Here is a 15695-nt window from a genome sequence, read left to right as displayed (position 1 = left end):
AACGCCATGCATTACCGCCTGAAGGCCGAGGACATCGGCGCGCCGGCCCGCCTCGGCCCATCCGCCTGGCAACGCAGCCGGCTGCCGCCAGACCTGGGGGCCTGCCACACCGACTCCCTGGTATTCGACGACGGCCTGGCCGTGGCCTATGCCCACTATCAGCCGACTCATGATCTGCTCGACGCCCGCACGCTGGAGCGCGAACCATCCCTGACCTTCACCATCGCCCTCGAGGGCAGGTCCAGCACGGTCGGCGCGGACGGGCAGCGCTTCGATTTCATGGCCGGCCACAGCACCGTGGCCGCGTTCGCCAGCATCAGCGGCGAACGGCGCTTTCCGGCAAACCAGTCGATCCGGCAACTGCGGCTGATCGCGGACCACGCCTTGCTGCACCGGTACGGACTGGACGGGCTGCTCGACGGCGTGCACGGCAATCCGTCGGCGCGCCTGCTCCACACCGGCCAGCATGGCGCCGCCATCCGCGCACTGGCCAACTCGCTGCTGCATCTGCGCGACCAGGACGGCAGCCTGCTGGACCTGCACATCGCGGCGCTGAGCCTGTTGTCGGCGCAATCGCGCCCTTGCCTGCCGCCACGCACGCCGCCCGCGCGTCTGTCGTCGCGGGACCAGGAGCGCCTGCTGCGCGCCAGGGAAATCCTGGCCTGCCAATTCGACCGTCCGCTGACCGTCGGCTATCTGTGCGCCGCCGTCGGCACCAACGAATTCAAGCTCAAGCAGGGTTTTCGGGACATGTTCGGCACCAGTCCGCATCGCATGCTGACCGATATCCGCATGCGCAAAGCCTGGGAACTGCTGGAAACCGGCCTGCATGTCTCCACGGTGGCCTATCAGATCGGATACCAACACCCGTCCAGCTTCAGCACGGCCTTCGAGCGGCATTACGGCAGGACGCCGAAATCCCTCCGGCCCGCCGGGGTCATGCCCGCGCGCAAAAAAAATCCCGCGCCGTAGCGCGGGATCCGGCGGGGTCCGGGCGGATCAGCCCAGCACCGGCGACAGCACCGGCTGCTTCGGGCGCACGTCCAACTGCCGGCCCTTGCGCGCGCGCTTGCCCACATAGGGCGTGAGCGCGGCGCCGGCCAGGATGTCCTCGGTGTGCTTGTTGCGGTACACGCCCGCGGCGCGCAACCCGGCCGCGCCGATCGGCACGGCCTGGTCCAGCTTGTCGGCGGTGTCCAGCCCCATCAGGATGGTGCCCCGGCCGCCGCCCGACAGGCTCTTGAGCTCGTCCAGGCCGAACACCAGGAACTTGCCCTTGTGCGACAGCAGCGCCAGCTGCGTCGCGCCGTCGAACAGCGGCACCGGCCGCAGCAGCTCGTCGCCGGCCTCCAGCGTGATGAACTGCTTGCCGGCGCGCTGGCGGCTGAACATGTCCGAGAACCTGGCCGCGAAGCCGTAGCCGCCGCGCGTGGCCAGCAGCCAGCGCGAATCGGCCGACGCCGCGATCATGTGCACGATGCGCGAACCGCTTTCCAGGTCGATCATGGTGGTGATCGGCTGGCCGTCGCCGCGCGCCGAAGGCAGGCCCGACACGGCTACGGAGTGGACGCGGCCGTTGTCGCCCACCGCGATCAGCGTGTCGGTGGTGCGGCATTCGAAGGCGCCGTACAGATCGTCGCCCTGCTTGAAGCCGAATTGCGAGGCATCGTGGCCGTGGCCCTGGCGCGCGCGCAGCCAGCCCTTCTGCGACACGATCACGGTCACCGGCTCGTCCAGCACCTTGGTTTCCAGCACGGCGCGCTCGGCCGTCTCGATCAGCGTGCGACGGTCGTCGCCGTATTGCTTGGCGTCGGCCTCGATTTCCTTGACCAGCAGGCGCTTGAGCGAGGTCGGATTGTCCAGCAGTTCCTGCAGGCGGACTTGCTCTTCGCGCTTGCCGGCCAGTTCCTGCTCGATCTTGATCCCTTCCAGGCGGGCCAGCTGGCGCAGGCGCATTTCCAGGATGTCGTCGGCCTGGCGCTCGGTCAGCTTGAAGCGCTCCATCAGCGCGGCGCGCGGCTCGTCTGATTCGCGGATGGTCTGGATGACTTCGTCCACGTTCAGGTAGACCACCATCCGGCCTTCCAGCACGTGGATGCGGTCGATGACCTTGTCCAGGCGGAAGCGCGTGCGGCGCGTCACGGTCTGGGTGCGGAACGCCAGCCATTCGGTCAGGATGTCGCGCAGGCCCTTCTGGCGCGGACGGCCGTCGGTGCCGATGCAGACCAGGTTGACCGAGGCGCTGCTTTCCATGCTGGTCTGCGCCAGCAGCGTGTTGACGAATTCGTCGCGGTCCACGCGCGAGGTCTTGGGCTCGAACACCAGGCGCACGGCGGCGTCCTTGCCGGACTCGTCACGCACGGCGTCCAGCAGGTTCAGCATGACGGCCTTGGACTGGGTCTGCTCGGGCGTCAGGCTCTTCTTGCCGGTCTTGACCTTGGGATTGGTGATTTCCTCGATCTCTTCGAGCACCTTCTGGCCGGACGTGCCCGGCGGCAGCTCGGTCACCACCAGTTGCCACTGGCCGCGCGCCATTTCCTCGAACTGCCAGCGCGCGCGCACCTTGAGCGAGCCACGGCCGGTCGAGTAGATCTGGGCGATGTCGGCGGCCGGCGTGATGATCTGGCCGCCGCCGGCGAAGTCGGGGCCGGGCACCAGGCCATACAGCTCGGCGTCGGTCAGCTGCGGCTGCTTGATCAGCGTCACGCAGGCCTGCGCCACTTCGCGCAGGTTGTGCGGCGGGATTTCGGTGGCCATGCCCACGGCGATGCCCGAGGCGCCGTTCAGCAGCATCACCGGCAGGCGCGCCGGCAGCATCTGCGGCTCTTCCTGGCTGCCGTCGTAGTTGGGCACGAAATCGACCGTGCCTTCGTCCAGTTCGTCCAGCAGCAGCTTGGCGATCGGCGTGAGGCGGGCTTCCGTGTAACGCATCGCCGCCGCGTTGTCGCCGTCGCGCGAGCCGAAGTTGCCCTGGCCGTCGATCAGCGGATAGCGCAGCGAGAAATCCTGCGCCATGCGCACCATCGCGTCATACGCGGCCTGGTCGCCGTGCGGGTGGTATTTACCCAGCACATCGCCCACGACGCGCGCGGACTTGACCGGCTTGGCGCCGGCCGCCAGGCCCATGGCCTGCATGGCGAACAGGATGCGGCGCTGCACCGGCTTCTGGCCGTCGCCCACGTCGGGCAGCGCCCGGCCGCGCACCACGGACACGGCATAGTCCAGATAGGCCTGCTCGGCATAGCGCGCCAGCGTGATGGCGGCGTCGCCATCGCCGGGCGAGGAGGCGTCGAAAAGACCAGGTTGATTGCTGTCGGTCATGATGTATTCAGGTAGACAATTTCATCGGAACGGCGTCATTGCGCCGGCGCGGACACGGCCAGCTTCGCGTCGGCCACATGCGCGCGGAATTGCACGCGCACGGCCTCCAGCGTGCCGGCGTCCTGCCCGCGCTTGGGGATGATCACGCCTTGCAGCGTGCCCAGGACCACATACAGGTGTTCGGGCGTTTCCTCGACGCGGCTGACGTTGCTCCAGTCCATGCGGCCCGAAGCCGTGGCGGTGGCGTCATCGATGCCGTCGGCGCCGAATTCCAGGCGGTGGCGGCCCAGGAACATCTCATCGGGCTGGCGTCGCAGCATGCGTCGCGTATTGGCCTTCACCAGGGCGGGCAGCACGAATTCGTAGGCCAGCGCCAGCAGGACCAGAACGCCCAGGCCCACCGCCAGCCCCTGGAAATAGGCGGGCAGGACCGCGCCCCAGTCCGGGCCGCCCGGTCCCCAGGCGCTCCAAGCCGTGTAGGCCAGCAGCGCCACCACCATCAGCACGGCGAAGCGCAGATGCGAGCGCATGCGGCGGCCGCGCATTTCGGGCCGCTTGTACATGTAGGCGACGAAGTCGGCATAGTCATCGGCCTGCAGGTCGATTTCCATGACGGCGGACGCGGGCGCGGCTTGCGTCATCAGATGTCGAGCTCCGCCAGGTTGCCCTTCTCTTCGATCCAGGCGCGGCGTTGCGAGGATTCCCCCTTGCCCATCAGCATGTCGAACATGCGCGTGGTGTCTTCCGGCGACTGGTCGCCATAGCCCACCGGCAGCAGGCGGCGCGTGTCCGGGTTCATGGTGGTTTCCCAGAGCTGCTCGGGATTCATTTCACCCAGGCCCTTGAAGCGGCTGACCGCCCAGGCGCCTTCACGCACGCCTTCCTTGCGCAGCTTGTCCTGCGCGGCTTCCAGCTCGCCGTCGTCCAGGCAGTAGATCTTGCGCGCCGGGCGCTTGCCCTGCGCCGGCACGTCCAGGCGGAACAGCGGCGGCTTGGCGACGTAGACGTTGCCGGCCTCGACCAGCTTGGGGAAATGCTTGTAGAACAGCGTCAGCAGCAGCACCTGGATGTGCGAGCCGTCGACGTCCGCGTCCGACAGGATGCAGATGCGGCCATAGCGCAGCCCGGACAGGTCGGGCGTGTCGTTCGGTCCGTGCGGATCGACGCCGATAGCCACCGAGATGTCATGGATTTCGTTGTTGGCGAACAGGCGATCGCGGTCCACTTCCCAGGAATTGAGCACCTTGCCGCGCAGCGGCAGGATGGCCTGGAATTCCTTGTCGCGGCCCATCTTGGCCGAACCGCCGGCCGAGTCGCCCTCGACCAGGAAGACCTCGGTGCGCGCCGCGTCGCTGGCTTCGCAATCGGTCAGCTTGCCGGGCAGCACGGCCACGCCGGAACTCTTGCGCTTCTCGACCTTCTGCGCCGAGCGCTGACGCGCCTGCGCCTGGCGGATCGCCAGTTCGGCCAGCTTCTTGCCGTACTCGACATTGCTGTGCAGCCAGAGATCCAGCGCGCTCTTGGAGAAGCCGCCCACCAGTCGCACGGCGTCGCGGCTGTTCAGCCGTTCCTTGATCTGGCCCTGGAACTGCGGATCCAGCACCTTGGCCGACAGCACGAAGCTGGCGCGCGCGAACACGTCCTCGGGCAGCAGCTTGACGCCCTTGGGCAGCAGGCTGTGCAGCTCGGCGAAGCTCTTGACCGCGCCGAACAGGCCTTCGCGCAGGCCCGATTCGTGGGTGCCGCCAGCCGGCGTGGGGATCAGGTTCACATAGGACTCGCGCACGGCGTTGCCGTCCTCGGTCCAGGCCACCACCCACTGCGCGCCCTCGCCTTCCGCGAAGTTCTCGTGGTCGGCGCCGGCGTACTGCGCGCCCTCGAAGAAGGGCACCATCAGCTCGGCGCCGGCCAGCGCTTCGGCCAGGTAGCCGCGCAGGCCGTCCTGGTACTGCCAGGTCTTGGTGTCGCCGGTCTTCTCGTTGACCAGCATGACCTTCACGCCCGGCAGCAGCACGGCCTTGCTGCGCAGCAGGTGCGTCAGCTCGCCCAGCGGAATCGCGGGGCTGTCGAAGTATTTGGTGTCGGGCCAGACGCGCACGCGGGTGCCGGACTTCTTGCGTCCGCCTTCGGCATACGGCGCCAGCGGCTCGGCGACTTCGCCGTCCTTGAACACCAGCCGGTTCACGCCGCCGTCGCGCCAGACCACGACTTCCAGCCGGGTCGCCAGCGCGTTGGTGACGGACACGCCCACGCCGTGCAGGCCGCCGGAGAACGCATAGGCGCCTCCGCCCTGCTTGTCGAACTTGCCGCCGGCGTGCAGGCGGGTGAACACCAGTTCAACCACCGGCGCGTTTTCTTCCGGGTGCAATCCCACGGGTATGCCGCGGCCGTCGTCCTCGACGGATACGCTGCCATCGGTGTGCAGCGTGACTTGTATCTGTTTGCCGTAGCCGGCCAGCGCCTCGTCGGCGGCGTTGTCGATCACCTCCTGCACGACGTGCAGCGGGTTCTCGGTGCGGGTGTACATGCCCGGGCGCTGGCGCACGGGTTCCAGCCCCTTCAGGACGCGGATGGACGCCTCGTTGTAACGTGGAGTGGCCAAGTTATCCCCAACATCTGTGGAAAAAAACCGACATTTTACGGACAAGCCCAGATTCCGCGCGGCTCCCGGTGGGATGCGCAGGACCTGAGCAGCCCCATATTCGGTAGGATGACAGTCATGGCGGCGGCCCTGTCCGGCCATTTTTCTGCAGGACCACGGCCGCCGCGCCGCAACATCCTACACAAAAGCCGCAAACCCTGTTGTTATCGACAGTGGTATGCTTTAATCCATTACAAACTAGAACAACGGCATGGCACGTCCCCTTTTTCGCGCCCTCTGCCGCGGAACAGAGAATCACCATCATGAGCGACCAAATCAAGAACGTCAGTGACGCCAGCTTCGAGGCCGATGTGTTGAAGTCCGGCCAGCCGGTGCTGGTGGACTACTGGGCTGCCTGGTGCGGCCCCTGCAAGATGATCGCCCCGATCCTGGAAGAAGTCGCCGCCGAATACGCTGGCCGCCTGACGGTCGCCAAGCTGAACGTGGACGACAACCAGGGCACCGCCGCCAAGTACGGCATCCGTGGCATCCCCACCCTGATGCTCTTCAAGGACGGCCAGGCCGCCGCCACGAAGGTTGGCGCGCTGTCGAAGTCGCAACTTACCGCATTCCTGGACGGCGCGTTGTAAACTGCGTGCTGTAACCGAAGGCGCCGCCCAGGCGGCGGCGTCCTTCAAAGAAATACGCGCGAGCCCGTCCGTGGCGCGCCGACAAACCCCTCCTTTACATTCCCCCACCACTCACCGCGATGCACCTCAACGAACTGAAGGCGCTGCACGTCTCGCAGTTGCTGGAAATGGCCGCTGGCCTGGAAATCGAGAACGCCAACCGCCTGCGCAAGCAGGAACTGATGTTCGCCATCATGAAACGGCGCGCCAAACAGGGCGAGCAGATCTTTGGCGACGGCGTGCTTGAAGTCCTGCCCGATGGCTTCGGTTTCCTGCGCTCGCCCGAGACCTCCTACCTGGCCAGCACGGACGACATCTACATCTCGCCGTCGCAGATCCGCCGCTTCAACCTGCATACCGGCGACTCGATCGAAGGCGAAGTCCGCACGCCCAAGGATGGCGAGCGCTATTTCGCCCTGGTCAAGGTGGACAAGGTCAACGGCGTGGCGCCCGAGGCGATCAAGCATCGCATCATGTTCGAGAACCTGACGCCGCTGCATCCGAACCGGACCATGCGCCTGGAACGCGACATCAAGAGCGAGGAAAACCTCACTGGCCGCATCCTGGACGTCTTCGCCCCCATCGGCATGGGCCAGCGCGGCCTGATCGTCGCCAGCCCCAAGTCCGGCAAGACGGTGATGATGCAGCACATCGCGCACGCCATCACCACCAACTATCCCGACGCGGTCATGATCGTGCTGCTGGTGGACGAGCGTCCCGAGGAAGTGACCGAAATGCAGCGCACGGTGCGCGGCGAAGTCGTGGCCTCGACCTTCGACGAGCCGGCCACCCGCCACGTGCAAGTGGCTGAGATGGTCATCGAAAAGGCCAAGCGCCTGGTCGAAATGAAGAAGGACGTGGTGATCCTGCTGGACTCGATCACCCGCCTGGCCCGCGCCTACAACACCGTCGTGCCGGCCTCCGGCAAGGTGCTGACCGGTGGCGTGGACGCCAACGCCCTGCAGCGCCCGAAGCGCTTCTTCGGCGCCGCCCGCAATCTCGAGGAAGGCGGTTCGCTGACCATCCTGGGCACCGCGCTGATCGAAACCGGCAGCCGCATGGACGAAGTGATCTACGAGGAATTCAAGGGCACCGGCAACTCCGAAGTCCACCTCGAGCGTCGCCTGGCTGAAAAGCGCGTCTACCCGGCCATCAACCTGAACAAGTCCGGCACCCGCCGCGAAGAGCTGCTGATCGCGCCGGACCTGCTGCAGAAGGTCTGGGTGCTGCGCAAGTTCATCCACGACATGGACGAAGTGCAGTCCATGGAATTCATCCTGGACAAGATGCGCGTCACCAAGACCAATGCCGAATTCTTCGACATGATGAAGAAGAAGTAAGCCCCTGGCAGCGCCGGCCATGCCGCGCGCTGCCAGTCCGGGGCAGGCGCCCGCCTGCCCCCGCCCCTCGCGCCGCGGCGCGAACCTGCTCTGCCCTCAACAGGCCAGGCCCCGCTCTCCCCCGGCGGACGGCGACGGCGTCTTGAGCAGGAATTCCTTCAGGCTGGCGACCTGGCATTTCTTGAAGATGCGGTTCTTGTAGGTCACCACGGTGGCCGGCGACAGGCCAAGCTCGCGCCCCACCTGCTTGGCGGTATGGCCGCGCCGCAGCAATCCCGCCACCTGGATTTCCCTCAGAGAAAACCCCGAAGCCCAGCTCTCGGCCTCGGCGCATGCCGGCTCGGCCGGGCAGCGCAGTTCGCGATGTCGCCGGCTCAGCGCGATCAGCAGGGGCGCGCAGCCGCGCAGCAGATCCTCCACGCCGGCGCCATGCCGCCGCGAAAAGTACAGGTTGATGTAGCAGACGCCGTCGTCGCGCGCGCCGATGACCGAGATCTTGCTGGCGAAGCCCGGCCGCTCGAACAGCAGGCGCCGGTATTCGGCATCGGGAATACCCTCAGGACAGAGCGGCTCGACGATCAGCGCTTCCGAGCGGCGCCGCTGTCCGGCCATGCCGCAGAGCATCTGGTAATTGGGGTCACGGCGATAGAAGCTGCCGTTGACGTAGAGGTTGGTCGTCCACTCGATCATGGACTGGTTCAGCAGGCTGGCGGCCGAACACTGGCCCAGCCCGCCGGCCTGGTCATAGCTCAGGTCGGTGACGTGGTCGGCGCCCACCAGGTCGCGCAGCCCCGCCAGCAAGGTGGCATGGAAAGCCGGGCCGCCCAGGCCGGTGATCACGGGAACTGCCCACTGCCCGCCGTCCGCGCGCGCGAACGCTTGATGGCTTGTCTCTCTCATGGTTCTGGCTCCCCCAGTCTTGGCGATCGATTCTACGGGGATCGGCGGGCCGCGAGTTGTCCTCTTGCGTGAGGACATGACGCCTGCCGGCGGCACTTCTACATTGGTGCCCTGAAGCCAAGAACTATAGATCACTGGAGCACAAGGTCAAGCCATGATGGAGCTTCCCACCTACCCTTTCCTCAGGCCCGACGAGCTGGACCGCGCCCGGCCCGCGCCGCACCCGGTCGTCGTCGTGGGCGGCGGCCTGAGCGGCCTGACGATGGCGCTGGACCTGGTCCGCCGGGGCCAGCGCGTGACCCTGCTGGACGACGACAACACCGTGGGCGTGCGCGGCCTGGCCTCGCGCGGCATGGTCTGGGCGCAGCGCACGCTGGACATCTTCGACCGCCTGGACGTGGCCGACGCCATCGTCGCCAAGGGCGTGCGCTGGAACGTCGGGCGCGTGCTGTGCCGCGATGCGGCAGTCGCCTCGTTCACGCTGCAGGCCCAGCCGGACATGCGCCACAACGGCTTCGTGAACCTGCAGCAATACTATCTGGAAGCCTTCCTGGTCGAGGCGCTGCAACGCGAGCCGCTGGCCGAGCTGCGCTGGCTCAACCGCGTCGACGCGATCGAGACGCCGGCCGACGGCGGCCCGGTCACGCTGCGCGTGCACACGCCCGAGGGCGACTACCGCACGCGGGCCGAATGGGTGATCGCCTGCGACGGCGCCAACAGCCCGCTGCGCCAGGCGCTGGGCCTGCGGCCCGAGGTGTACGACCGCAACGAGGACCGCTGGATCATCATCGACGTAGTGCTGCGCGGTACGTCCTGGCCGGAGGAGCGCTGGACCTGGCTGGACGCCGGCAGCAACCACGGCCGGGCCGTCTGGCGCCACAAGATGGCAGACGACACCTGGCGGCTGGACTTCCAGCTGCGTCCCGACGAGGACGCGCAGGCGGCCTGTACGCCACAGGCCATGCGCCAGCGCGTCTGGGACCTGCTCGGCGAACAAGTCGATTTCGATATCGCCTGGCACGGCGTCTGGGCCTACCGCCATGAATGCCTGTCCGGCCTGCGCCACGGCCGCGTGCTGTTCGCCGGCGACTCGGCGCACCTGGTGGCGCCATTCGGCGCGCGCGGCGGCAACGGCGGCATCCAGGACGCCGACAACCTGGGCTGGAAACTGGCGCTGGTGCTGCAAGGACGCGCCAGCGACGCCCTGCTCGACAGCTACAGCGCCGAGCGCAAGCACGCGGCGCTGGAGAACATCCGCCAGGCGCGGCGTTCGTCGCGCTTCGTGCATCCCGGCCCGGCCGAATCGGCGCGCATGTGGCGCGATGCCATCATCGCCCTGGCCCCGCGCCATGACGTGCCCGCGCGCATGATCAATACCGGCAGGCTCTGCATGCCGGCCGTCTACCCACCGTCGCCGCTGGCGCATCCCGCCAGCCCGCATGCGGGACGCGCGCTGCCCAATGTGGTGCTGGACCGCCGCGCGCAGCGCTCGCTGCACCAGCTGCTCGGCCCCTGGTTCACCGCCCTGGTTTTCAGCGAACACGTACCGCCCGTCCCGGAACCGACCGACGACGGCGCCCTGCTGCGTCGCGTGGCGGTCGGCGCCCATTGCGACGCCGAGGGCCGCGAGGCGCTGCGGCGCCAGCTGGGCGTGGAGATGGACGGCGAAGTCTGGCTGATCCGGCCGGACCAGCATGTGATGGCCGCCATCGATGCCGCCGCCTCGGGCCAGGCCGACGCGGCCCTGCCGGACTGGATCGCCGCCGCGCTCTACCCCTGCGCCTACCGCGCGTCCCCGGACGCGCACTCCCCATCGAATGCCGGAACCCACGCCCATGCCCATGTCGCAGCCACAGCTTGACGATCTGCTCGAACGCCTGATCGCGCTCACCAGCGCGCCCGATCCCTCGGTCCAGCGCGACCGCCTGGCGCAACTGGTGCTGCTGCTGATCGAAGCCCTGGGCGACGGCGACCGCGCCCAGGCCGCCGTCGACGAAATGATGGCGGCGCACGCGGAGCCGTCCTGCCTGTCCATTCCCTGATTGCCGGAGACCCCGCATGACCCAGCCCGATCTGTCCCGCGCCGCCGCGCCCTGCCCCGCCGTCCGCGGCCTGCACCACTTCGCCTGGCGCTGCCGCGACGCGGAGGAAACCCGCCACTTCTACGAAGACATCCTCGGCCTGCCGCTGGTGCACGTGGTCAAGGAAGAGCGCGTGCCGTCCACCGGCGAGTACTGCCCCTTCGTGCATCTGTTCTTCGAGTTCGCCGATCACTCGCACATCGCCTTCTTCGACCTGGGCGACAACGGCGCCAGCGCGCCCGATCCCGACACGCCGCGCTGGGTCAACCATTTCGCCATGGAAGTCGAGGACGAGGCCGCGCTGGAGGCCATGCGCCAGCGGCTGACCGGGCACGGCATCGAGACCGTCGGGCCGACCGACCATCACTTCATCCGCTCCATCTACTTCTTCGATCCCAACGGCCTGCGCCTGGAAATCACCGTGCGCCTGCCCATGCATGACTACGTCGCCGACAAGCGCCGCGCCGCGCACGACGAGCTGGCCGCCTGGACCCGCGACAAGGCCGCCGGCCTGCGGCCCGGCCAAAGCGGCACCAGCAGCCAGGCGCGGGCCGGCTGATCCCCAGTTTCATTCTTCACAAGGAAATCCCATGAGCAAGCCCTTCGCGTCCCAGGCCGACCTGGCGGAAAAGAAAATCTCGTTCGAGCGCCTGTCGGACAACGCCTATGCCTACGTCGCCGACGGCGATCCGAACTCGGGCGTCATCATCGGCGACGACAGCGTGATGGTGGTCGACGCCACCGCCACGCCGGCCATGGCGCAGGACCTGATCCGCGCGATTCGCGGCGTCACCGACAAGCCCATCCGCCATGTCGCGCTGACGCACTACCACGCGGTGCGCGTGCTGGGCGCGTCCGCCTTCGCCGCCGAAGGCGCGGCCACCGTCATCGCCAGCCGCGGCACGCACGAGCTGATCGTCGAGCGCGGCCAGGCCGACATGGATTCGGAAATCGGCCGCTTCCCGCGCCTGTTCCGCTCGTCCGAATCGATCCCTGGCCTGACCTGGCCCACCATCGTGTTCGAACGCGAGCTGACGATCCGGCTGGGCACGCTGGAGGTGCGCATGATGCATCTGGGCAACGGCCACACGCGCGGCGACAGCGTGGTCTGGATTCCGTCGCAGGGCATCTGTTTCGCGGGCGACCTGGTGGAGTTCAACGCCGGCGTCTACACCGGTGACGCCTACCTGGCGGACTGGCCCGCCACGCTGGACCGGCTCGAAGCGCTGCGCCCCGCGCAGATGGTGCCGGGCCGAGGCCCGGCGCTGACCACGCCGCAGGACTGCCGCGAGGCCATCGGCTACACGCGCCGCTGGGTGCAGACGCTGTACGGCTGCGCGCGCGAGGGCGTGGCCGGCGGCAAGTCGCTCAAGCAGGTCTATGCGGACACGCGACGCGTGATGGATCCGGAGTTCGGCCATGTCGTCATCTACGAACACGCGATTCCCTTCGACGTCTCGCGCGCCTACGACGAAGCCAGCGGCATCGCCGACCCACGCGTCTGGACCGCCGAGCGCGACCGTGAAATGTGGGCCGAGCTCAACAGCTGAAGCGCCGCCCCGACGAACCCCGCAGGAGATTGAACACATGAAACTCGCCACCTTGAAGAACGGCGCGCGCGACGGCCAGCTGGTCGTCGTCAGCCGCGATCTGTCTCGCCACCTCGTCGTGCCCGCCATCGCCGCCACCTTGCAGCAGGCGCTGGACGACTGGACGCGCATCGCGCCGCGCCTGCAAGCCGAATACCAGGCCTTGAACGACGGCCGCCGCGCCGGCGAACCCTTCGATCCGGCGCGCTGCGCCGCGCCGCTGCCGCGCGCCTATCAATGGCTGGACGCGTCGGCCTACCTGAACCACGTCGACCTGACCCGGCGCGCGCGCGGCGGCGAGATGCCGCCGTCCTTCCTCACCGATCCGCTCATGTACCAGGGTGCGTCGGACGATTTCATGGGGCCGCGGGATCCCATCACCGCCGCCAGCGAAGACCTGGGCGTGGACCTGGAAGCCGAGATCGTCGTGATCACCGACGACGTGCCCTTGGGCGTGGATGCCGACGACGCGCTGCAACACATCGTGCTGCTGGGCCTGGTCAACGACGTCACGCTGCGCAACGTGGTGCTGCCCGAGCTGGCCAAGGGCTTCGGCTTCCTGCAAGGCAAGCCGGCCTCGGCGCTGTCGCCGGTGCTGGTCACGCCCGACGAGCTGCAACCGTACTGGCGCGGCGGCAAGCTGCACCGGTCCATGCAGGTCTGGCTGAACGACAGGCTCATCGGCCAGCCCCAGGCCGGCGAGGAAATGCAGTTCCACTTCGGCGAGCTGATCGCGCATGCGGCGCGCACGCGCCGCCTGGGCGCCGGCACGCTGCTGGGCAGCGGCACGATCTCCAACGCCAGCGACGCGGCAGGCGTCTGCTGCCTGGTGGAAGCGCGCGTGCGCGAGAAGCTGCGCGACGGCGAAATGCGCACGCCCTTCCTCAAGCATGGCGACCGCGTGCGCATCGGCATGCGCGACGACAGCGGCGCCAGCCTGTTCGGCGATATCGACCAGGTGGTGGAGATCCCCGGCACGCGGCCGCTGCCGGCCACGGCCGCGCTTGAAACCGCCGAAGCCTGAACGGAGCGCGCGATGGCCGAATCCGCTTCGATCCCCGTGCTGCACAGCTACTGGCGCAGCTCGGCCGCCTACCGCGTGCGCATCGCGCTGGCCCTGAAGGGCCAGCCGTACCGCAGCGTCACCTGGCAGATGGCGCAGGGCGAGCACCTGCAGCCGGCCTACCGGCGCCTGGCGCCGTTCGGCCTGGTGCCCATGCTGGACATCGACGGCCTGCGCCTGCAGCAGTCGCTGGCCATCATCGAATACCTGGAGGAACGCAATCCCGAACCCGCGCTGCTGCCGCCAGGCCGCGCGGCCCGGGCGCGCGCCCGCGCGCTGGCGCAGCTGATCGCCTGCGAGGTCCATCCGCTGAACAACCTGCGCGCGCTCAAGCGGCTGCGCGCCCAGTTCGGCGCCGACGACGAGCAGGTCGGCGAGTGGTATCGCCATTGGTGCCACGAGGCCTTTTCCGCCTTCGAGGCCGCGCTGGGCGACGACGACGGCGCGCCGTATGCGCTGGGCGCCGCGCCCGGCATCGTCGAGTGCTTCCTGATGCCGCAGGTCTACAACGCCAGGCGCTATGGCGCCGACCTGGCGCCGTATGCGCGGATCGACGCCATCGCGCGGGCCTGCGCCGCCCTGCCGGCCTTCCAGGCCGCCAGCCCCGAGAACCAGCCCGACGCGCCGCAGCCCGCGCCGGTCGCAAGTCCCGCCTGAGCCGCGCAGTTCCATCGCAGTCCCCCCAGGAAGGCCGCGCCCCGCACGGCCTTCCCAAGATCAGCGGCGCCGCCGCACCCCAGGAGACAAACCATGCAAACCGAGATTTCCGCGCCCGGCGCCGCCGTCGCGCCCGCCGGCCGTCCGCTGATCAGCGCCGACGACCGCAAGGTGCTGGCCGCCACGCTGGTCGGCTCGACCATCGAGTGGTACGACTACTTCATCTATTCCCAGGCCGCCGGGCTGGTGCTGGGCGCGCTGTTCTTCGCCCCCTTCACCCAGAACAATCCGGAATGGGCGCTGATCCTGTCCTTCGCCACGGTGGGCGTCGCCTTCCTGTTCCGGCCGCTGGGCGCCATCATCTGCGGCCATCTGGGCGACCGCTACGGCCGCAAGCGCGTGCTGGCCGCCACGCTGATCCTGATGGGCTCGGCCACCGCGCTGATCGGCCTGCTGCCGTCCTACGCCGTGCTGGGCGTCTGGGCGCCGGTGCTGCTGGTCGGGCTGCGCGTGCTGCAGGGCTTCTCGGCCGGCGGCGAATGGGGCGGCGCGGCCCTGATGGCGGTGGAACACGCGCCGGCGCACCGCCGCTCGCTGTTCGGCGCCTTTCCGCAGATCGGCGTGCCCATGGGCATGATCGTCGCCACCGGCGTGCTCTGGTGCCTCACCGCCGCCGTCGGCATGGAACGCTTCATGGACTGGGGCTGGCGCGTGCCCTTCCTGCTGTCGGTGCTGCTGATCGTGGTGGGCACCTTCATCCGCCGCGCGGTCGAGGAATCGCCGGTGTTCCTGGAGATGCAGGCGCGCAAGCGCGCCAGCGCCGCGCCGCTGGGCCAGCTGCTGCGCAAGCATCCGCGCGAGGTGCTGCTGACCGCGCTGATCTTCGTGGGCAACAGCGCCGCCGGCTATCTGCTGGTGGGCTTCTTCATCAGCTACGGCAGCCGCGCGCTGAAGATGCCGGCCCAGCAGGTGCTGATGGCCTGCACGCTGGCCGCCGCCGTGTGGCTGGCCACGACGCTGCTCGGCGGCTGGCTGGGCGACCGCATCGGCCGGGTGCGCACCTTCCAGATCGGCTATGTGCTGCTGGCACTGTGGGCCGTGCCGATGTGGGGCTTCATCGACGCCGCCGACATCGGGCAATTCACGGCCGCGCTGGTGATCCTGGCGCTGCCACTGGGCCTGACCTACGGCCCGCAGGCGGCGCTGTACGCCGAGATGTTCCCCGCCGACGTGCGCTACTCGGGCATCTCGGTCGGGTATGCGCTGGGCTCCATCCTGGGCGGCGCCTTCGCCGCCATGATCGCGCAATGGATCATCTCGGCCACCGGCAAGTCCTGGATGGTGGGCGTGTACGTCATCGCCATGGCCCTGGTGTCCCTGGTCGCCGTCAGCCTGGTCCGGGAACGGGCCGGCGCCACGCTGCACGCCGAATGACCTCGCCCCCACCGCGTCCCGCCATGACCCACCCCATCCG

Annotated in this window: 14 protein-coding genes; 10 read left to right on the top strand and 4 right to left on the bottom strand. The window is 68.5% G+C overall.

The features are described 5' to 3' along the window. Positions 1–6: 6 nt before the first annotated feature. Positions 7–972 carry an AraC family transcriptional regulator gene (locus KDH83_RS01945; RefSeq protein ID WP_212312454.1) on the top strand — a complete coding sequence of 322 codons (966 nt, stop codon included), beginning with the start codon at positions 7–9 and terminating at the stop codon, positions 970–972. Between the two features lie 27 nt (positions 973–999). Here KDH83_RS01945 and parC read toward each other — a convergent pair whose 3' ends face one another. The 3 genes from parC to parE are packed head-to-tail and all read right to left on the bottom strand — an operon-like array spanning position 1000 to position 5923. Further along, the gene (parC, locus tag KDH83_RS01940) at positions 1000–3321 is read right to left on the bottom strand and encodes a DNA topoisomerase IV subunit A (protein ID WP_212312450.1); all 2322 of its coding nucleotides are present in this window, start codon (positions 3319–3321) and stop codon (positions 1000–1002) included. A gap of 35 nt (positions 3322–3356) precedes the next feature. Further along, a complete protein-coding gene (locus KDH83_RS01935; RefSeq protein WP_212312448.1) occupies positions 3357–3962 on the bottom strand; it encodes a YcxB family protein in 606 nt (201 codons plus the stop codon). Continuing rightward, a complete protein-coding gene (parE, locus tag KDH83_RS01930) occupies positions 3962–5923 on the bottom strand; it encodes a DNA topoisomerase IV subunit B (protein WP_212312446.1) in 1962 nt (653 codons plus the stop codon). The genes KDH83_RS01935 and parE overlap by 1 nt, the downstream gene beginning before the upstream one ends. A gap of 302 nt (positions 5924–6225) precedes the next feature. Here parE and trxA point away from each other — a divergent pair, with 302 nt between their 5' ends. Beyond that, the gene (trxA, locus tag KDH83_RS01925; RefSeq protein WP_103275358.1) at positions 6226–6552 is read left to right on the top strand and encodes a thioredoxin TrxA; all 327 of its coding nucleotides are present in this window, start codon (positions 6226–6228) and stop codon (positions 6550–6552) included. 119 nt (positions 6553–6671) lie between these two features. Further along, a complete protein-coding gene (gene rho / locus KDH83_RS01920; protein WP_103275359.1) occupies positions 6672–7931 on the top strand; it encodes a transcription termination factor Rho in 1260 nt (419 codons plus the stop codon). A gap of 96 nt (positions 7932–8027) precedes the next feature. Here rho and KDH83_RS01915 read toward each other — a convergent pair whose 3' ends face one another. Next, a complete protein-coding gene (locus KDH83_RS01915) occupies positions 8028–8831 on the bottom strand; it encodes a helix-turn-helix transcriptional regulator (protein WP_212312445.1) in 804 nt (267 codons plus the stop codon). 154 nt (positions 8832–8985) lie between these two features. Here KDH83_RS01915 and KDH83_RS01910 point away from each other — a divergent pair, with 154 nt between their 5' ends. From KDH83_RS01910 to KDH83_RS01880, 7 genes are all read left to right on the top strand, one after another. Further along, entirely contained in the window at positions 8986–10692 is a 1707-nt protein-coding gene (locus KDH83_RS01910; RefSeq protein ID WP_212312444.1) for an FAD-dependent oxidoreductase, read from the top strand. Then, a complete protein-coding gene (locus KDH83_RS01905; protein ID WP_212312443.1) occupies positions 10667–10873 on the top strand; it encodes a DUF2783 domain-containing protein in 207 nt (68 codons plus the stop codon). The genes KDH83_RS01910 and KDH83_RS01905 overlap by 26 nt, the downstream gene beginning before the upstream one ends. 16 nt (positions 10874–10889) lie before the next feature. Then, a complete protein-coding gene (locus KDH83_RS01900; protein WP_212312442.1) occupies positions 10890–11471 on the top strand; it encodes a VOC family protein in 582 nt (193 codons plus the stop codon). A gap of 31 nt (positions 11472–11502) precedes the next feature. After that, entirely contained in the window at positions 11503–12462 is a 960-nt protein-coding gene (locus KDH83_RS01895) for an MBL fold metallo-hydrolase (protein WP_212312441.1), read from the top strand. Between the two features lie 37 nt (positions 12463–12499). Then, entirely contained in the window at positions 12500–13525 is a 1026-nt protein-coding gene (locus tag KDH83_RS01890) for a fumarylacetoacetate hydrolase family protein (protein WP_212312440.1), read from the top strand. Positions 13526–13537: 12 nt separating this feature from the next. Further along, complete coding sequence (gene maiA, locus KDH83_RS01885) at positions 13538–14221, top strand: maleylacetoacetate isomerase (RefSeq protein ID WP_212312438.1); 684 nt, start codon at positions 13538–13540, stop codon at positions 14219–14221. Between the two features lie 93 nt (positions 14222–14314). Next, complete coding sequence (locus KDH83_RS01880; RefSeq protein WP_212312436.1) at positions 14315–15655, top strand: MFS transporter; 1341 nt, start codon at positions 14315–14317, stop codon at positions 15653–15655. The last annotated feature ends 40 nt before the right edge of the window (positions 15656–15695 follow it).

Source organism: Achromobacter sp. Marseille-Q0513 (assembly GCF_018195695.1).
GTDB lineage: Bacteria > Pseudomonadota > Gammaproteobacteria > Burkholderiales > Burkholderiaceae_B > Achromobacter.
The sequence above is the reverse complement of the archived record's forward strand: the minus strand, read 5'-3'. Positions and strand labels throughout refer to the sequence as shown.